This is a genomic window from Streptomyces sp. NPDC014891 (assembly GCF_043081085.1).
GTDB lineage: Bacteria > Actinomycetota > Actinomycetes > Streptomycetales > Streptomycetaceae > Streptomyces.
Genome location: NZ_JBIBWF010000007.1, coordinates 301,093 through 318,297 on the forward strand (window position 1 = coordinate 301,093; position 17,205 = coordinate 318,297).

Genomic DNA, 17,205 nt, shown 5'->3' on the forward strand with positions numbered 1-17,205 from the left:
GTGAGCGTAGAGGCCGGGCGCTTGTCGGTCCAGGGGTGCGGGGCTAGCCTGAGGGGCAGATCTGACGGTCCATCAGAAAAGCCATGAGAGACATGGAGGGGTCATGACGGAACTGCCCCGCATCATCAGCGTCGACGACCACGTGATCGAGCCCGCCCACCTCTTCGAGACCTGGCTCCCGAAGAAGTACCGCGACCGCGGACCGCGGCCCCTGACGGCCGGCATCGGAGAGCTCGCCTACGTCGCCGGCAAGTACCGGATCACGATGGACCCGGACGGCCCGCCGACCGACTGGTGGATCTACGAGGACCTCAGGTTCCCGTACAAGCGCAACATCGCCGCCGTCGGCTTCGACCGCGACGACATGACCCTGGAGGGGATCACCCGCGCCGAGATGCGGCGCGGCTGCTGGGACCCCAAGGCGCGCCTCGCCGACATGGACCTCAACCACGTCGAGGCCTCCCTCTGCTTCCCCACCTTCCCCCGCTTCTGCGGCCAGACCTTCGCCGAGGCGCACGACAAGGAGGTCGCCCTCGCCTGCGTCCGCGCCTACAACGACTGGATGGTCGAGGAGTGGTGCGGCGACAGCGGCGGCCGGCTCATCCCGCTCTGCATCATCCCGCTCTGGGACATCGACCTCGCCGTCGCCGAGATCCGCCGCAACGCCGCCCGCGGCGTCAGGGCCGTCACCTTCTCCGAGATCCCCACTCACCTCGGACTCTCCTCCATCCACTCCGGCTACTGGGACCCCTTCTTCGCCGTCTGCCAGGAGACCGGCACCGTCGTCAACATGCACATCGGCTCCAGCAGCCAGATGCCCGCCGCCTCGCCCGACGCCCCGCCCGCCGTCCAGGCCTCGCTCAGCTTCAACAACGCGATGGCCTCGATGATGGACTTCCTCTTCAGCGGGGTCCTGGTGAAGTTCCCGACGCTCAAGCTCGCCTACAGCGAGGGCCAGATGGGCTGGATCCCGTACGCCCTCGAACGCGCCGACGACGTCTGGGAGGAGCACCGCGCCTGGGGCGGCGTCCGCGACCTGATCCCCGAGCCGCCGTCCACCTACTACTACCGGCAGATCTTCTGCTGCTTCTTCCGCGACAAGCACGGGATCGCCTCGCTGGACGTGGTCGGCCGCGACAACGCCACCTTCGAGACCGACTACCCGCACGTCGACTCGACCTTCCCGCACACCAAGGAGGTCGCCCTCGACCACGTCCGGGGCCTCGACGACGAGACGGTCTACAAGCTCATGCGCGGCAACGCCATCCGCATGCTCGGCCTCGACCTCGACCGGGGCACCGCCTGATGGACCTCTCCTGCACCGGCGAGGAGGAGGAGTACCGCGCCCGGCTCCGGGAATGGCTCACCGCCGCCCTGCCCGGCCTCCCCCCGCGGCCCGACCCGCTCGACTGGCCCGCCCGCCGCGCGTACGACTGCGGCTGGCAGCGCCGGCTGTACGACGCCGGATACGCCGACGTCCACTGGGACGCCTCCCCGACCCAGCGGCTGATCTTCCTGGAGGAGACCGAACGCGCCGGGGCGCCCTACGTCGGCGCCAACTTCGTCGGCCTCCTCCACGCGGGCCCGACCATCGCCGCCGAGGGCACGCCCGCGCAGCGCGCCCGCTGGCTGCCGCCGGTCCTGCGCGGCGACGAGGTCTGGTGCCAGGGCTTCAGCGAACCCGGCGCCGGCTCCGACCTCGCCGCGCTGCGGACCCGCGCGGTCCGCGACGGCGACGCCTACGTCGTCACCGGCCAGAAGATCTGGACCTCGCACGCGGAGGTCGCCGACTGGTGCGAACTCCTGGTACGCACGGACCCCGACGCCCCCTCCCGCCACCGGGGCATCACCTGGCTCGCCCTCCCCATGGACGCCCCCGGCGTCACCGTGCGGCCGCTGCGGACGCTCGCCGGCTCCACCGAGTTCGCCGAGGTCTTCCTCGACGAGGTCCGGGTGCCCGTCGGGAACCGCGTCGGCGAGGAGAACGACGGCTGGCGGGTCACCATGGTCACCCTCTCCTTCGAACGCGGCACCGCCTTCGTCGGCGAGGTCGTCGCCTGCCGCCGCCTCCTCGGCGAACTCGCCCGCACCGCCCGGAAGAACGGCACCTGGGACGACGCCGTCCTGCGCCGCCGCCTCGGCAGGCTCGCCGCCGAGTTCCAGGCCCTGTGGCGCCTCACCCAGGCCAACGTCAGCGAGGCCCAGGCCACCGGCGGGGTGCCCGGCGCCGGCGGCTCCGTCTTCAAACTCCACTACTCGCACGCCCGTCAGGAGCTGTACGAGGCCGCCGCCGCCGTCCTCGGGCCCGACGCCCTGGACCTCGGCCGCGACTGGACCCTCGACCGGCTGTCCTCGCTCTCGTACACGATCGCCGCCGGCACCTCCCAGATCCAGCGCAACATCGTCGCCGAGCGCATCCTCGGCCTGCCGAAGGGCCGGTGAACCCCCGCCATGGACTTCCGACTCACCGAGGACCAGCGGGCCCTGCGGCGCGGTGTGCGGGAGCTGCTCGCCCGCCGCTTCGACCGCGAGGCGCTGCGGGAGGCCGTGGACGCGCCCGCGCCCGCGCTCGACCGGGACCTGTGGCGGGAGCTCGGAGAGGCCGGGTTCTTCGCCCTGCGGCTTCCTGAGGACGAGGGGGGCGTGGGCCTCGGCCTCCCCGAGGCGGTGCTCCTCTTCGAGGAGGCGGGCCGGGCGCTGCTGCCGGGGCCGCTGGTGGCCACCCACCTCGCGGCGGGGACCGTGCCGGGGGCGGCGGAGGGCGCCGTCGTGGTGACCGCCGCCTCGGAGGGGCTGGTGCCGTGGCTGGACGAGGCCGACGCGGTGTCCGGGGACGTGACGGGCGCCGCGCCCCTGCGGTCGGTGGATCCGCTGACCCCGCTGCACCGGGTGCCCGCCCGCACGGACGGGCACCCGGCGGCGGAGGCGGTGCTGCTCCATGCCGCCGAGCAGGTCGGGAGCGCCGGGCGGACCACCGAGGCGGCCGTCGCGTACGCGCGGGAGCGGGAGCAGTTCGGGCAGGTGATCGGCGGCTTCCAGGCCGTCAAGCACCTGTGCGCGGGCATGCTGGTGCGGGTCGAGCTGGCGCGGGCCGCCGTCCGGGCCGCCGCCGTCACCGCCGATCCGGTCGAGATCGCGGGGGCCAAGCTGCTGGCCGACGAGGCCGCCGTCGGGAACGCGCGGGACTGCCTCCAGGTGCACGGCGGGATGGGTTTCACCTGGGAGGCCGACGTCCACCTGCACCTGAAGCGGGCGTGGGTGCGGTCGCGGCTGGGGATGACGGCCGAGCGCGCGGAGGAGGCGGTGGCGGCGAGCCTGTAGCGCTCCGCGACATCCCGATGACGGAATGTCGATATCGGGTTGTGTCCTTCGGCGGGGCCGTCACGGCCCGGAGTCGGCCTCCGGCTCCGGTACGCTCCGTGGGATGCGAGTGCTCGTCGGCCCGGATCGTCCCGGTGTCGCCCCCGGGGCGGCCCCGTGGCCGGGAATGCCCGGCGCTCGCACCCGGCGTTCGACTACCCGCAGCGTGCGTCGCACAGTATGGACCATGCGTACTCCTTCGCGCTGGAATATGCCCGAAGCGCTTGTTGCGGTGACTGTACGTCAACCATGCTGTCCCACAAGGGAATCACGTTCCGTGAAGGTGTGTTGTCCGCCGGTTCGGATGGTGTGAGCGGTGCAGGTGCTTCAGGTGCAGTTGGAGGTCGGGCCCGACCCGGCCGAGGTGGGGCGAGCCCGGAGGTGGGCCCGGTCACGGCTCGCCGGCTCGGGCATAGGCGAAGACGACACGCTGGCCGAGACGCTGGTGCTGCTCATCTCCGAGCTCGTGACCAACGCGGTGGTGCACACCGGCTGTCCGGCCGTCCTGCGGATGCTGTTCGCGGCGGAGGGCGGGGTGCGGGTCGAGGTCGCGGACACGAGCGACCGCCCGCCGAGGCCCCGGCACGCGGAGGGCGACGACACCAACGGGCGCGGCCTGGAGCTGGTCGACGGCCTCGCCGACCGGTGGGGCTGGCAGCCCGAGGGTGTCGGCAAGAGCATCTGGTGCGAGGTGGACCCGGCGCCGGTCACGCCTCCGCAGAGCCGGGGACCCCTTCCCGCCCCAGTGCGCGGCGAGGGGCGCGGCCCCGGCCCCGGGGCGTCGATGACGCCCGGCCGGGTTCCCTGCTGACGGACCGCGAGCGGGTGGGGCGCGCGCGGCCGCGCCGCTGACGGTCCGCCGCCGGGCGGCACCCGGCGGCGAGAGGGGCCGGTCAGGGTGCCTGCCGCCGTCCGCCGTCCGCCGTCCTTCGCCGTGCCCACCGTCCCGGGGCGCGCGGCTCAGAGGACGGCGACCGGCGCCACCGGCGTGCCCGTGCCGCCCACGAAGGGCTCGGGCATCGCGGCGAGCAGGAAGGCGTAGCGCCGCTCTTGTGCACAGGCTGTGGACAGGGATTCCAGATTCCAGTTCTGCCCCTGGAGCATGCCCATCTCCACCAGGTCGAGGGCGTGGACCGGCAGCCACAGGTCCTCGATCTCCGGCGGGAAGATCTCGAAGGTGAGGGTGTCGTTGGCGACGGCCGCGACGTCCCGCGCGTGGAACCACTCCGGGGTGCGGATCGAGAGGCCCGGTGACGGGAAGGCGTACCCGTGCCTGTCCCCGGCCAGGTACGACCTCATCTGACCCGTCCGTACGAGCACGATGTCGCCGGCCCGGACCGTGACGCCGCCGAACTCGGCCGCCTCGTCGAGGTCCTCCGGCGTGACCGCGTGGTCGCCCGGCAGCCGGTCCAGCCCCTTCGCCGCGGCCACGTCCAGCAGGACCCCGCGGCTCACCAGCCGGCGGACCGTGTGGATGCCGCTGAACCGCGAGCGGCCGTGCGGGGTGATGGTGTCGGCGGGGCGGCCGTTGTAGATGCGGCCCGAGTGGCTGACGTGGGTCAGGGCGTCCCAGTGGGTTCCGGCCTGGAGGCCGAGGGTCACGGCGTCGTCGCTGGTGGCGACCGTGCCGGGGCCGAAGAGCTCCTGGTTGATCTGCACCATCACATGGAGCGGGTTGACCCGGCCGGGGATCATGCCGGTCTGGACGCCGTCCTGCTCCAGGTCGACGGCGAGCGGGACGCGGTGGCCCGTGCGGACGGTGGCGACGGCCTCGCGCACGACCTCGTCCGTGACGAGGTTGAGGGTGCCGATCTCGTCGTCCTGGCCCCAACGGCCCCAGTTGTTGACGCGCTTGGCGATCTCGTGGAATGCGGCGGGCAGAGACATCGGGGCCTCCGGGGTCTTGTTCTCCGGTATCTGACGGACCGTAGAATCCTGTCGAGCAAGAATCTAACGGACCGTCAGAAACTGCGGGAGGGGCCGGACGTGGGGAACTTCTTGGCTGGCAAGGTCGTCGCCGTGACGGGCGCGGGGCGGGGCATCGGCCGCGCCGTGGCCCTCGCGTGCGCCGCCGAGGGCGCGAAGGTCGTCGTCAACGACTACGGGGTGTCGATCGAGGGCGGCGAACCGACCTCCGAGATCGCGCTCTCGGTGGTGAAGGAGATCGAGGCGGGCGGCGGCACGGCGGTCGCGGTCGCCGACGACATCGCGACGATGGCCGGCGGACAGCGGGTCGTCGACGTCGCACTCGCCGAGTACGGCCGCCTGGACGGGGCCGTGTGCGTGGCGGGCATCCTGCGCGAACGGATGCTCTTCAACATGTCCGAGGAGGAGTGGGACCCGGTCGTCGCCACCCACCTGAAGGGCACGTTCACGGTCTTCCGGGCCGCCTCGGCGGTCATGCGGCGGCAGAAGACCGGCACCCTGATCGGCTTCACCAGCGGCAACCACCAGGGCTCCGTGGCGCAGGCCAACTACGCGGCCGCCAAGGGCGGGATCATCTCCCTCGTGCGCTCGGCGGCCCTCGGCCTCCACAAGTACGGGGTGACGGCGAACGCCGTGGCGCCCGTGGCACGGACCCGGATGTCGGCGAACGTCCCCATGGAGCTGGCCGAGATCGGGGAGCCGGAGGACGTGGCGGCCCTCGTCGTCTACCTGCTCTCCGAGCGGGCCCGCACGGAGCGGATCACCGGACAGGTCTACACGATCGCCGGCCCCAAGATCGCGGTCTGGGCCCAGCCCAGGGAACTGCGGGCGGGCTACGCCGAGGGCGGCTGGACGCCGGAGCGGATCGCGGACTTCCTGCCGGGCACGGTCGGGGCGGACCCCATGCCGATGCTCGCGCGCCTGGAGGAGATGGCCCGGGCCGCCGCCGCCGACGACCGCCCGAACGCGACTCCGGCCCCCGACACCGCCGCCCGTACCGCCACGAGCGGGGAGAACGGCTCATGAGGGGCGTGGTGTTCGACGGGAAGCAGGTCACCGTCGTCGACGACCTGGAGGTGCGCGACCCCGGCCCGGGCGAGGTGCTCGTGGGGATCGCGGCGGCCGGACTGTGCCACAGCGACCTCTCGGTCGTCGACGGCACCATCCCCTTCCCCGCGCCCGTCGTCCTCGGGCACGAGGGCGCCGGGGTCGTCGAGGCGGTCGGACCAGGCGTGCGGCACGTCGTCCCGGGCGACCACGTGGCCCTGTCGACCCTGGCGAACTGCGGGGCCTGCGCGGACTGCGACCGGGGCCGGCCCACCATGTGCCGGAAGGCCATCGGGAGACCGGGACAGCCGTTCTCGCGGAACGGGAGCCCTCTCCACCAGTTCGCCTCGAACTCCTCGTTCGCCGAGCGGACCGTGGTCAAGGCGGTCCAGGCGGTGAAGATCCCGCAGGACATCCCGCTGACCTCCGCCGCGCTGATGGGCTGCGGCGTCCTCACCGGCGTCGGGGCCGTCCTGAACCGGGCGAAGGTCGGGCGCGGCGAGACGGTCGTCGTCATCGGCACGGGCGGGATCGGGCTCAACGTCCTGCAGGGCGCGCGGATCGCGGGCGCGCTGACGATCGTCGCCGTCGACACCAACCCGGCGAAGGAGGCGACGGCACGGCGGTTCGGGGCGAGCCACTTCCTCACCTCCGCCGACGGCGTACGGGACATCCTGCCCACCGGCGCCGACCACGTCTTCGAGTGCGTCGGCCGCACCGGGCTCGTCCGGACGGCGATCGACCTCCTCGACCGGCACGGCCAGGCCGTCCTGCTCGGCATGACCGCGCCCACGGCGGAGGCGGCCTTCCTGCCCGCGGCGATGTTCCTGGACAAGTCGATCCTGGGCTGCCGGTACGGCTCCTCCCGGCCGCAGCGGGACATCCCCCTCTACGCCGAGCTGTACCGCTCGGGCCGCCTGCTCCTCGACGAACTCGTCACCGCCACCTACCCGGTGGAGGACTTCGCGCGGGCCGTGGAGGACGCGGAGGCCGGCAAGGTGGCCCGCGGGGTCCTCACGTTCTGACGGTGCCGCCCGGCGGCCGTCGAAAACGGGGTGAGCCCCGCGGACCCACCCCGCTACGGTCCGGGGATGTCCTACCGCGAGCTCGCCACCCGCCCCGTTCTCGCCTGGTCCGCCGTCACCGCGGCCGGCCGCCTCCCCGTCGCCATGGCCCCGCTCGCCCTGGTGTTCCTCGTCCGGGAGCGCCCCGGCGGGTACTCGCTCGGAGCCGTGCTCGCCGCCGCGTACGTCCTCGGGGAGATCATGGCCGCGCCCGTCCTGGGCATGCGGCTGAACGCCGCGCGCGCCCGGCCGCAGCTCGCCGCCGGTCTCGGCGTCGGAGCCGCCGGGTTCACCGGCCTCGGCCTGCTGCCGACGGCGCATCCCGCGGTGCTCGCCGTCCTCGCCGTGCTCGCCGGAGCCGCACCGGCCGCCGTGCCCGGCGGGCTGCGCGCGCTCCTCACCGCGCTCGTCCCCGAGCGGGCCGTCACCCAGGCGATGAGCATGGAGTCGATGCTGACCTTCGGCATCTGGGCCGCCGCCCCGGCCCTCGTCACCGGCCTCGCGCTCGGCGCCGCCCCCGCCGCGCCCCTGCTGCTCATGGGCGGGCTGATGGCGGTGTCCGTCGCCGGGCTGCGGGCGCTCCCGCCCGGCTGGCACCAGGAGGCCGGGGAGGGCGGCGGGGCGACGTGGCGGGCCCTGCTCCGGGCGTGGCCGGTGTACGTCCTCGGCGCGGCCGGTCTGACGCTGCTCGCCCTCGCCGAGCTGATCCTGCCCGCCCTCCTCGAACAGCGCGGCATCGGCATCGGGTGGGCGGGGGCGCTCCTCGCCGGGTTCTCCGTCGGCGCGGCGGTCGGCGCGTTCCTGTACGGCCTCCGGGGGCGCTGGCCGGGCCCGCTGGCGCTGCAGTCGCTCGTCCTGGTCCTCGCCGTCGCCGCGGGCGTCGCTCTCGTGGCCGTCCTGCCCTCGGTGCCGGGCATCGCGGTGGCCCTGACGGCCGCCGGACTGCTCCAGGCCCCGGCGAGCCTGGCCCGGAGCCTGGCCCTGCGGGAGCTCCTGCCTCCCTCGGCGCTGGCCGCCGGGTACTCGGTCATGTACGCGGCGGTGGGAGCCGGTTACGCGGCGAGCGGCGGCCTCGCGGGCGGTCTGCTCAGGGTCGCGGCCCCGTCGACCGCGATCCTCTGGGGCGTCGGCCTGACCGTCCTGCTCGCCCTGGTCGGCGCGGCGGGCGAACGGCGACTCGTCCGGCGGAGGCGGGACGGCGACGGGGCGGAGGGCGACCGGCCGGAGCCGGACGGGTCGGAGCCGGGTGGGTCGGAGCCGGGCAGGTCGGAGCCGGGCGGGTCGGAGACCGGCAGGTCGGACGGTGCTCGGCCCGGCGGTGATCGGCCCGGCGGTGCTCGGTCCGGCCGTGATCGGTCCGGCGGTGATCGGTCCGGCGGTGATCGGCGGGTCGGCGGCGGGGCCCGGGACGACGGGGCGGACGCACGCTCGTCCCGGTCCCTGTCTCAGGGAGCCGGGTCGGAGACGGATCCCGAGGCCGCCGCTGCCGTCTCCGACCCGGACCCCGGGGCCGCGGACGCGGCCGTGCGGAACGTCCGGCGGTAGGACGTCGGCGTCACCCCGATCGCGCTCATGAGGTGCACCCGCAGCGACTGCGCCGTGCCGAAGCCGGCGTCCTGCGCGACCCGGTCGACGGGCAGGCCGGTGGACTCCAGGAGGTGCCGGGCGCGCTCGACGCGCTGCTGCGTCAGCCACTGGCCCGGGCTCACGCCCACCTCGTCGCGGAAGCGGCGGGTGAACGTCCGCACGCTCATCGCCTCCTGGCCGGCCAGGTCCCGCAGCTGGATCGGCTCGTGCAGGTGGGCCAGCGCCCACGCCCGCGCGGTCGTCGTGGTGTGGGTGCCCGCCTCCGGCAGGGGCCGCTCGATGTACTGCGCCTGACCGCCGTCCCGGTGCGGCGGCACGACGGTCCTGCGGGCCACGTCGTTGGCGACGGACGTGCCGTGGTCGCGGCGCACGATGTGCAGGCACAGGTCGATCCCGGCGGCGACGCCCGCCGAGGTGAGGACGTCCCCGTCGTCGACGAACAGCACGTCCGCGTCGACCCGGACGCGCGGGAAGAGCCGCTGGAAGTGCTCGGCCGAGGACCAGTGGGTGGTGGCCGGACGCCCGTCGAGGAACCCGGCGGCGGCGAGCACGTACCCGCCGGTGCAGATGGAGACGAGCCGGGTGCCGGGCCGGATGCGGGCCAGCGCGGCGGCCAGCTCCCCGGTGAGCCGGCCCTCCTCGTAGACCGGCCCGAGTTCGTACGAGGCCGGGACGACGACGGTGTCGGCGGTGGCCAGGGCCTCCGGCCCGTGCTCGACGTGGATCGCGAAGTCCGCGTCCGTCCGCACCGGCCCGGCCGCCGTCGCGCAGGTGACGATCTCGTACAGCGGGCGGCCCGCGGCGTCCATCGCGCGGCCGAAGATGCGGTGCGGAATGCCCAGTTCGAAGGGGAGCAGACCGGGCAGCGCGAGCACGGCGACGCGGTGCGGGGGCGGTTCGGGCGACGGCTGCACGGGCGGTGCTCCCTCCGGGATCGATCGAAAACCAGTGGTGGTGTAGACCACGTGGTGATAGGTCTACGTCTCCGTGACGGACAACACGTACAAGTCTGAGGCCGCCGAGCGGATTCCCGCCCCGGCCGAGCCGCCCGCACTGTGGAACCGTAACTTCCGGCTCTTCTTCGTCGCCCGGGGCGTCGCCGTCTTCGGCGAGGGCATGGTCCCGGTCGCCTTCGCCGCCGGACTCCTCGGCGCCGGCCACTCCGGCGCCACCGTCGGCTACGCGCTCGGCGGCTGGACCGCCGCCTTCGCCCTCTTCGTCCTCTTCGGCGGCGTCCTCGCCGACCGCTTCACCGCCCGCCGCATGATGATCCTCGCGGATCTGCTGCGGCTGCCCGGAGCCGCCGTCCTCGCCGTCGCCTTCGCGCTCGGCGCCCCGCCGCTCTGGGCCGTCTACGCGCTGTCCGTCCTCAGCGGCGTCGGCGCCGCCCTCTTCCAGCCGGGCGTCGCCTCGACCATCCCGCGCATCGCCCCCGACGTGCAGCGCGCCAACGCCGTCCTGCGGGTGATGGAAGCCCTCATGATCATGGCGGGTCCGGCGGCCGCGGGCGTGCTCGTCGCCGTGTGGAGCGCGGGCGCGTCCTTCGCCGTCAACGGCGTGACGTTCGCCGTGAGCGCCCTCTGCCTCACCCTGATGCGGATCGCCCCGATCCCCTCCGACGCGCTGCGACGGGACTCGCTGGGTGCCGAGATGGCCGGTGGATGGCGGGAGTTCAGGGCGCGGACCTGGCTCTGGGGCGTCATCGCCATCTGGACCGTGTACGGGCTCACCGTGGCCGGGCCCATGGTGCCGCTCACCGCGAGCCTGGTCACCGGGGAGCACGGCTCCGCCGTGTACGGCGTGCTGATGGCCGTCAACGGCGCGGGCAGCGCCGTCGGCGGTCTGCTGGCCCTCCGGCTGCGCCCCCGCGCCCCGCTCGCGGCGGGCGCGGTCGCCCTCCTCGGCCTCCCCGTCAACCTCGCGCTGCTGGGTCTCGGCGCGCCCGTGGCGCTGCTCGGCACGGGCCAGTTCATCGGGGGCGCGGCCTTCGCCTTCTGGCTGGTGATGTGGTCGACGTCCGTCCAGACGCACGTGCCGCAGGAGGCGCTGAACCGGATGCACGCCTACGACGTGGCCGGATCGCTCCTGATGATGGGCGTCGGGCGCGCCCTGTCGGGGCCGGTCGCGGCGGCCGTCGGCACGGAGGAGGTGCTGCTGACGGGGGCGGGGATCGCGGTTCTCGTGGTGGGCGCTCTGCTGGCGGTGCGCCCGATCAGGACCCTGCCGAGGGCGGCCTGAGCGGCGACCCGGGGCCCGGTTCTGCCTGTCCGGCGCGGCGTCCCGGCTCCGGCCCGCGTGTCCCGATCCGTTCGAAACCTGTCGTCCGGGCCAATGGTCCGGGGCCGGGGCGGACCGGGATGCTCGGTGGCATGGCCCAGACAACCGAGACGCCGTCCGCCGCCCCGCCCGACGGGCGGGCGCCCCGCCTCCCGCGGCAGCCGCGCCCCCGGCGCACGCCCCGAGTCCACCGCGCCTGGTTCGTCGCGGCGGTCACCTTCGTCACGATCATCGGCGCGGCGGCGTTCGCCTCGCTCCCGGGCCTGCTGATCGAGCCGCTGCACCGGGAGTTCGACTGGTCGCGCGGCACCATCGGCTTCGCCGTCTCGGTGAACCTCGCGCTCTACGGCCTCACGGCACCGTTCGCCGCCGCCCTCATGGACCGCTTCGGCATCCGCCGGATCGTGGCCGCGGCGCTCTCCGTCATCGCGCTGGGCTCGGTGCTCACGGTCTGGATGACGGCGGCGTGGCAGCTCGTCCTCCTCTGGGGCGTGCTCGTCGGGCTCGGCAGCGGCTCCATGGCCCTCGCGTTCGCGGCGACCGTCACCAACCGCTGGTTCACCGCCCGTCGGGGCCTGGTGACGGGCATCCTCACGGCCGCCGGCGCGTCCGGGCAGCTGGTGTTCCTGCCGCTGCTGTCCTGGCTGGTCGAGCACCACGGCTGGCGCCCGGCCGCGGTGACCGTCGGGCTCGCCGCCCTCGCGGTCGTCCCGTTCGTCTGGCTGCTGCTCCGCGACCACCCCGCCGACGTCGGGCTCGCCCCGTACGGCGGGGAGTACGCCGACAAGCCGGCGCCCGTCACGGGCGCCGCCCGCCGTGCGCTCTCGGTCCTGTCCAGGGCGGCCCGCACGGGCCCCTTCTGGCTGCTCGCGGGGACCTTCGCGATCTGCGGCGCCTCGACGAACGGCCTGGTGAAGACGCACTTCGTACCGGCCGCCCACGACCACGGGATGCCGGTGACGGCGGCGGCGGGGCTGCTCGCGGTCATCGGTGTCTTCGACGTCGTCGGCACCATCGCCTCCGGCTGGTTCACCGACCGCTTCGAGGCCCGCCGGCTCCTCGCGGTCTACTACGCCCTCCGCGGCGTCTCCCTGCTCTTCCTGCCGATGCTGCTCGCGCCGGCGGTGCACCCGCCGATGCTCTTCTTCATCGTGTTCTACGGACTGGACTGGGTGGCGACGGTCCCGCCGACGATCGCCCTGTGCCGCGAGCACTACGGCGAGGACTCGGCGATCGTCTTCGGCTGGGTCCTCGCCTCCCACCAGGTGGGCGCGGCGGTCGTCGCGTTCGCGGGCGGTGTGGCCCGCGACGTCTTCGGCTCCTACGACGTCGTCTGGTACGCCTCGGGCGCGCTGTGCGCGGCGGCGGCCCTGATGGCCCTGGTCATCCGCCGCCCCGGGACGCGGCCGGTGGCCCCGGCGGGGGTGTGACGAGCACCGGGGGGGTGATCGCACGAGGGCGGTCGGGGCTCCCGGCCTAGGGGGCGAGCCGTCCGAACCTCCCCCGGTGGAAGAGCAGGGGTGACGCGTCGCCGTCCTCTCGCGCGCCCAGGGCCTCCACCCGTCCCACCACGATCAGGTGGTCGCCCCCGGTGTGCACGGCGGTGATCGCGCAGTCGATCCAGGCGGGGGCCCCGGCGAGGCGGGGGGAGCCGGTGGCGGGGGACGGGATCCAGTCGACCCCGGCGAACTTGTCCGCCCCGCTGACGGCGAACGACCGGCACAGCGGCCCCTGCCCTGCCCCGAGGACGTTGACGCAGAAGGTGCCCGCGTCCGCGATCCGGGGCCAGGTCGTCGAGGTCCGGGCGACCATGAAGGCGACCAGGGGCGGGTCGAGGGAGAGGGAGGCGAAGGACTGGCAGGCGAAGCCGGCCGGTCCGTCCGCGTCGAGGGCGGTCACGATCGTGACCCCGCTCGCGAAGTGGCCGAGGACGCGGCGGAACTCGGCCGGGTCGACGGGCGGTCGCTCGTCCTCCCGTACCGCGCGCAGCACCGGCCGGGGCAGTGGTTCCACGGCCGTCGGCGAACCGGCCGCTCTCAGGTGTCGGACGACGGTGGCCGCCATCCCCGCGTGTCCCATCACACCGCCCATTGAACCTGACGGGTCGTCAGATGGGAAGGGCGGGGACGGTGAAGACCCGGCGGGGACGCCGGGCACGCGAGAGCCCCCGGTGCGGCGGTCCCGCCGCACCGGGGGCTCGTCACGCGGACGACCGCGGGATCAGCCGGCGACGGCCCCCGTCGCCCGGGTCCAGGCGACACCCGAGGCGTGCCCGGTGCGGTGGGCGGTCACCCGGACGGTGATCTTCGTCCCGCGCTGGGCCGTGCCGAGCGTGAACGTGGCCCGGGTGGCCCCGCTGATCGCCCGCCCGTTCGCGTACCACTGATACGCGTACGAGCTCGGCGCCGGAGTCCACGTCCCCCGGTTCAGCGTGAGCGTCCGCCCGACCCTGACCGTGCCGGTGAGGGCCGGGGCCTTGGTGGCCTTGGGCGCGTACCCGTACGCGGAGGTGTACCCGACGGTCGTGTACGCCCCGCTCAGGTGCCCGGTGCGGTGGGCCGTCACGGTCACCGAGAGCTTCTTCCCGGCGACGGCGCCGCCGATGACGTACGTCGACCCGGTCGCGCCGGAGATCGCGACGCCGTCGGCCCGCCACTGGTAGGTGTACGAGGTCGGCGCGGGCGACCAGGTGCCGACCACGGCCGTCATCCGGTTGCCCACCCGCGTGGAGCCGGAGACGTACGGCAGCTTGGTGGGCCTGGGCGCGAGGCCCTTGACGACCAGGGCGCCGGTCGTGGCGGTGACCAGCGGCTGCCCGGCCTTCCGCGCGGTCACCGCCAGGGAGAGCTGCTTGCCCTGGAGGGCGGCGGGGACCGTGTACGTGGACGCGGTGGCCCCGGCGATCGCGACCCCGTCGGCCCGCCACTGGTAGGCGTACGACTCGGCCGCCGGCGTCCAGGTCCCGGCCGTCGCCGTCACCTTGCCGCCGACGACGGCGGTGCCGGTGACACCGGGGGCCGTGGTGGCGCGGATCGGGGCGACGACGGTGGCCTTGCCGCGCGCGAACGTGGCACCGTCGTGCGTGACCACGCTCAGGTTCAGCGCGGTGCGCGGTGCGCTCGTCAGATCCAGAGCGACGCTCATGCTCCGCCGGTCGGGAGCGACGGAGACCGTCGTGGACCGGGCGCGGAAGCCGCCACCGGACACCTCGACGACGTCCTTCTCGTGCAGCGCCGCGCCGGTGACCGTCATCGTGATCTTCCCGGCGCCCACGGTGGCGGGGCCCACGGTGGTGATGGCCCGGGTCACCGTGCCGCAGGCGGACGAGCAGGTCGCGGTGGCGCGCACCTCGGTGGGCGCCTGCGCGGGAACGGACGGCAGCCCGATCACGAGCGTCGTCTGCCGGGGGGCGGACGTGGAGTACTCGCCGGGCACCCGGCAGTCGTAGTACCCGCGGTGGCTTCCGTCGCAGAGATCCGCGCGGGTCCTGTCGTACAGCCGGGGCGTGGGCTGCTTGCGGAGTTCCTGCGCGGGCGTGAACGAGAGCCTCAGCACGTCGTTCGTCGCCGTCGGGAGCACCGCGCAGAGCGTGGACCGCTGCTCGGACAGGGTGTCGACGAGCGGCCCGAAGCCGTAGGTGATGTCCGGGATCGGCGCGCACTCCGGCGCGGGCCCGGTGGCCGTGCCGATGCGGACGGCGTCGAGGCGGTAGGCGGGGGTGGTGGTGCCGCCGGACGCGACCTGGACGACGACCTGGTAGCCGGTGGAGCCGGAGACGGCGCAGCCGGCGCCGAAGTCCTCACACGCCGGCTTGCCCTTCGCGTCGTAGACCCCGTGCCCGATCGCGTTCCCCGTTGCCGTGTACCGGGCGTCGAGGTAGAGGGTGTCCCGCGCGTCCGCCGTGGTCACCCGGTGGCACACGAGGGTGCCGTCCGCCGCCGGGGCGCCGGAGGCCGACGGGGCGCCGGCCTTCGCGGCCGCGGTCGCGACACAGCCGCGTGCGGTGCCGGTGACGTCCCGGCGGACGAGCGTGTGCTCGACGGGAGCGCCGCTCTGGCCGCCGGGGACGAGGACCGTGTGCGAGAGTCCGGGCGACAGCGCGCAGTCGTCCTGGGTCTCGCCCCATTCGTTGCCGCCGCAGACCGTCCTGCCGTTCTCGTCGAGCACCCTGAAGTCGAGGGCTTGGGGGCTCTCGACCCTGATCAGCTCGCGAGCGGAGTGGTCGTTCGCCGGGATCGTCAGGCAGTCCCCGAAGATCCCGGTGCCGGTCCGCACGGTGGCCCGGGCCGACCGCGCGGTGAAGTCGCCCGCCGGGAAGGTCCGGCAGTCGCTCGCCACGTCCGTGCGGTGGACGGTGAGACCGTAGCCGCCGGTCGCCCCGCCCCGGGATCCACGCTCCACCAGGAGGCTGTAGGGGGCGGTGCCGCTCAGGCCGCAGGTGCCCGAGGACAGCTGCTCCTCCGTCCAGCAGAGGAGGGCGCCCGTGGCGTCGATCACCGAGAGGTCGGGCGTGACACCGTCCTCGTCCTCGGAAGCCGTCAGGACGGCCACCCGGGAGCCCCGCGGCACCGGGAGGTTCAGGCAGTCGACCTCGCCGGGCGTGCCGAGCGCGGCCCGGCGGGGCTGCCCGAGTGCCACGTTCTCGCACCCCTCGGCGGCGGACCTCCGGTCGAGGATCCGCACGTCCTGGTCGGTGATCAGGGTGTATGTGACGCCCGCGACGAGTCGGCAGGAAACCGTGTCCTCGCAGATCCGGCCGCCCGGCGCGTACATCTGGAGAGTGCCGGTGGAGCCGGACGGCTGGACGGCCCGCACGTCGTAGGCGCCGGTCACGGCCGGCGTGAACGTCTTGCACTCGGCCGGCGGCGAGACCCGCGTCGGCGCCGTGCCGTAGGCGTTCACTCCGACGGTCGCGCAGCCCACGGGGTGGGAGATCTGCCGGACCCGCAGGGTGTACGGGACGGAGGAGTCGAGGTGCGCGAGGACGCGGTAGCCGCCGGTCCCCGCGGGCAGCACGCAGTCGTAGCCGACACTGCAGAGGTGCTCGCCCGTGTCGTCGGTGATCCAGGCGCTGACGTTGGCGAAGGCGCCCTGGGGCTGGATCTTCGAGGTGACCAGCTCGCCCGGCGCCGCGGTGAAGGGGTGGCAGACGATGCCGGCGCCGTCGGCCGTGCCCGTCGTCGGGGCCGTACCGAAGCCGCTGTCGGCCGGATCCGGGCAGCCGGAGGTCCCCGCCATGAGCGGGACGACGGCGAGCCGGGTGTCCGAGAGCCGGTAGTCGGAGGTGGCGAGGCCGAGCGTGTACGTGCCGACGACCAGCGAGCAGGGGCGCTCGTCCAGCAGAGGGCAACTGACGGGCGTCCCGCCGGAGGAGAGGGTGACGGACGGGACGCCGCCGTCCAGAACGAAGCGGTGCAGGCCCGGCTTCTCCACGGTGACCGTGAAGCAGGCGGTGCTGTTCGGCTCCATCGTGACCCGCCGCGCCGCGTCACCCGGGTCGCCCAGCGGGGCGAGCGGCAGGTCGGGGCAGGGGGCGGTGGTGGGTTCCGTCGGGTTCGGCGACGGTTCGGCGGTCGGCGCCGGCGCGGGCGTCGGGTCCGCCGTCGCGGACGGCTCGGGCGCGGGCGCCGCCGGGTCCTGGGCCGGTGCCGCGCTCACCGGGGGCACCGGCGCCGGCGGCGTCGCCGCCAGCGCCGGACCCGCCGGGAGCAGTGGGCTCAGGAGCGCCGTCAGCAGCGCCGGGACGAGCAGAAGCGAGCTGCGGGATCTTCTCGATCTACCGGATCTACCGGATCCACCAAGTCTCTCGGATCTGTCGGATCCACCGGATCTTCCAGATCCTTCGGATCCATCGCGCGAGCGCGCGGAGTCAGGCATTCCGTTCCCCCCGGAGCGGCAGTGTGTGGCATATGCGGCTCACACCATAGGGCCCCGGTACGACACA

Annotated in this window: 13 protein-coding genes; 9 read left to right on the plus strand and 4 right to left on the minus strand. The window is 74.4% G+C overall.

The window, feature by feature from the left end; all coding sequences use genetic code 11:
• Window positions 1–103: 103 nt before the first annotated feature.
• From ACF09E_RS22080 to ACF09E_RS22095, 4 genes are all read left to right on the plus strand, one after another.
• Window positions 104–1,306: an amidohydrolase family protein gene (locus tag ACF09E_RS22080; protein ID WP_392206648.1), complete on the plus strand. Its 1,203-nt coding sequence runs from the start codon at window positions 104–106 to the stop codon at window positions 1,304–1,306.
• Window positions 1,306–2,442 (plus strand): acyl-CoA dehydrogenase, encoded by a 1,137-nt coding sequence (locus tag ACF09E_RS22085; RefSeq protein WP_392206649.1) that lies wholly within the window; start codon window positions 1,306–1,308, stop codon window positions 2,440–2,442. The genes ACF09E_RS22080 and ACF09E_RS22085 overlap by 1 nt, the downstream gene beginning before the upstream one ends.
• Before the next feature lie 9 nt (window positions 2,443–2,451).
• Window positions 2,452–3,321, plus strand: a complete 870-nt coding sequence (locus ACF09E_RS22090; RefSeq protein WP_392206650.1) for an acyl-CoA dehydrogenase family protein — start codon at window positions 2,452–2,454, stop codon at window positions 3,319–3,321.
• A gap of 355 nt (window positions 3,322–3,676) precedes the next feature.
• Complete coding sequence (locus ACF09E_RS22095) at window positions 3,677–4,171, plus strand: ATP-binding protein (RefSeq protein ID WP_392206651.1); 495 nt, start codon at window positions 3,677–3,679, stop codon at window positions 4,169–4,171.
• A 149-nt stretch (window positions 4,172–4,320) separates the two neighbouring features.
• Here the strand turns inward: ACF09E_RS22095 and ACF09E_RS22100 are convergent, their stop codons facing one another.
• Window positions 4,321–5,247, minus strand: a complete 927-nt coding sequence (locus tag ACF09E_RS22100) for a cyclase family protein (protein ID WP_392206652.1) — start codon at window positions 5,245–5,247, stop codon at window positions 4,321–4,323.
• A 99-nt stretch (window positions 5,248–5,346) separates the two neighbouring features.
• On the opposite strand from ACF09E_RS22100, the gene ACF09E_RS22105 reads away from it, so the two are divergent.
• From ACF09E_RS22105 to ACF09E_RS22115, 3 genes are all read left to right on the plus strand, one after another.
• Window positions 5,347–6,312, plus strand: a complete 966-nt coding sequence (locus ACF09E_RS22105; protein ID WP_392206653.1) for an SDR family oxidoreductase — start codon at window positions 5,347–5,349, stop codon at window positions 6,310–6,312.
• A complete protein-coding gene (locus tag ACF09E_RS22110; RefSeq protein WP_392206654.1) occupies window positions 6,309–7,358 on the plus strand; it encodes a Zn-dependent alcohol dehydrogenase in 1,050 nt (349 codons plus the stop codon). Before ACF09E_RS22105 ends, ACF09E_RS22110 begins: the two co-directional genes overlap by 4 nt.
• A gap of 66 nt (window positions 7,359–7,424) precedes the next feature.
• Window positions 7,425–8,942 carry an MFS transporter gene (locus ACF09E_RS22115; RefSeq protein ID WP_392206655.1) on the plus strand — a complete coding sequence of 506 codons (1,518 nt, stop codon included), beginning with the start codon at window positions 7,425–7,427 and terminating at the stop codon, window positions 8,940–8,942.
• Here ACF09E_RS22115 and ACF09E_RS22120 read toward each other — a convergent pair.
• Entirely contained in the window at window positions 8,843–9,898 is a 1,056-nt protein-coding gene (locus ACF09E_RS22120) for a GlxA family transcriptional regulator (protein ID WP_392206656.1), read from the minus strand. The two genes, ACF09E_RS22115 and ACF09E_RS22120, sit on opposite strands and share 100 nt — an antisense overlap.
• 73 nt (window positions 9,899–9,971) lie before the next feature.
• Between ACF09E_RS22120 and ACF09E_RS22125 the strand changes: the two genes are divergently transcribed.
• Both ACF09E_RS22125 and ACF09E_RS22130 read left to right on the plus strand, forming a co-directional pair.
• On the plus strand, window positions 9,972–11,222 hold the full coding sequence (locus ACF09E_RS22125) for an MFS transporter (protein WP_392206657.1): 1,251 nt from the start codon (window positions 9,972–9,974) through the stop codon (window positions 11,220–11,222).
• Window positions 11,223–11,353: 131 nt separating this feature from the next.
• Window positions 11,354–12,691, plus strand: coding sequence for an MFS transporter (locus ACF09E_RS22130; RefSeq protein ID WP_392206658.1), 1,338 nt, complete (start codon window positions 11,354–11,356; stop codon window positions 12,689–12,691).
• 46 nt (window positions 12,692–12,737) lie between these two features.
• On the opposite strand, the gene ACF09E_RS22135 is transcribed toward ACF09E_RS22130, so the two are convergent.
• Together ACF09E_RS22135 and ACF09E_RS22140 are read right to left on the minus strand one after the other, a co-directional pair.
• Window positions 12,738–13,352 (minus strand): flavin reductase family protein, encoded by a 615-nt coding sequence (locus ACF09E_RS22135; RefSeq protein ID WP_392206659.1) that lies wholly within the window; start codon window positions 13,350–13,352, stop codon window positions 12,738–12,740.
• A gap of 129 nt (window positions 13,353–13,481) precedes the next feature.
• Window positions 13,482–16,919 (minus strand): hypothetical protein, encoded by a 3,438-nt coding sequence (locus tag ACF09E_RS22140; RefSeq protein WP_392206660.1) that lies wholly within the window; start codon window positions 16,917–16,919, stop codon window positions 13,482–13,484.
• Between the last annotated feature and the right edge of the window lie 286 nt (window positions 16,920–17,205).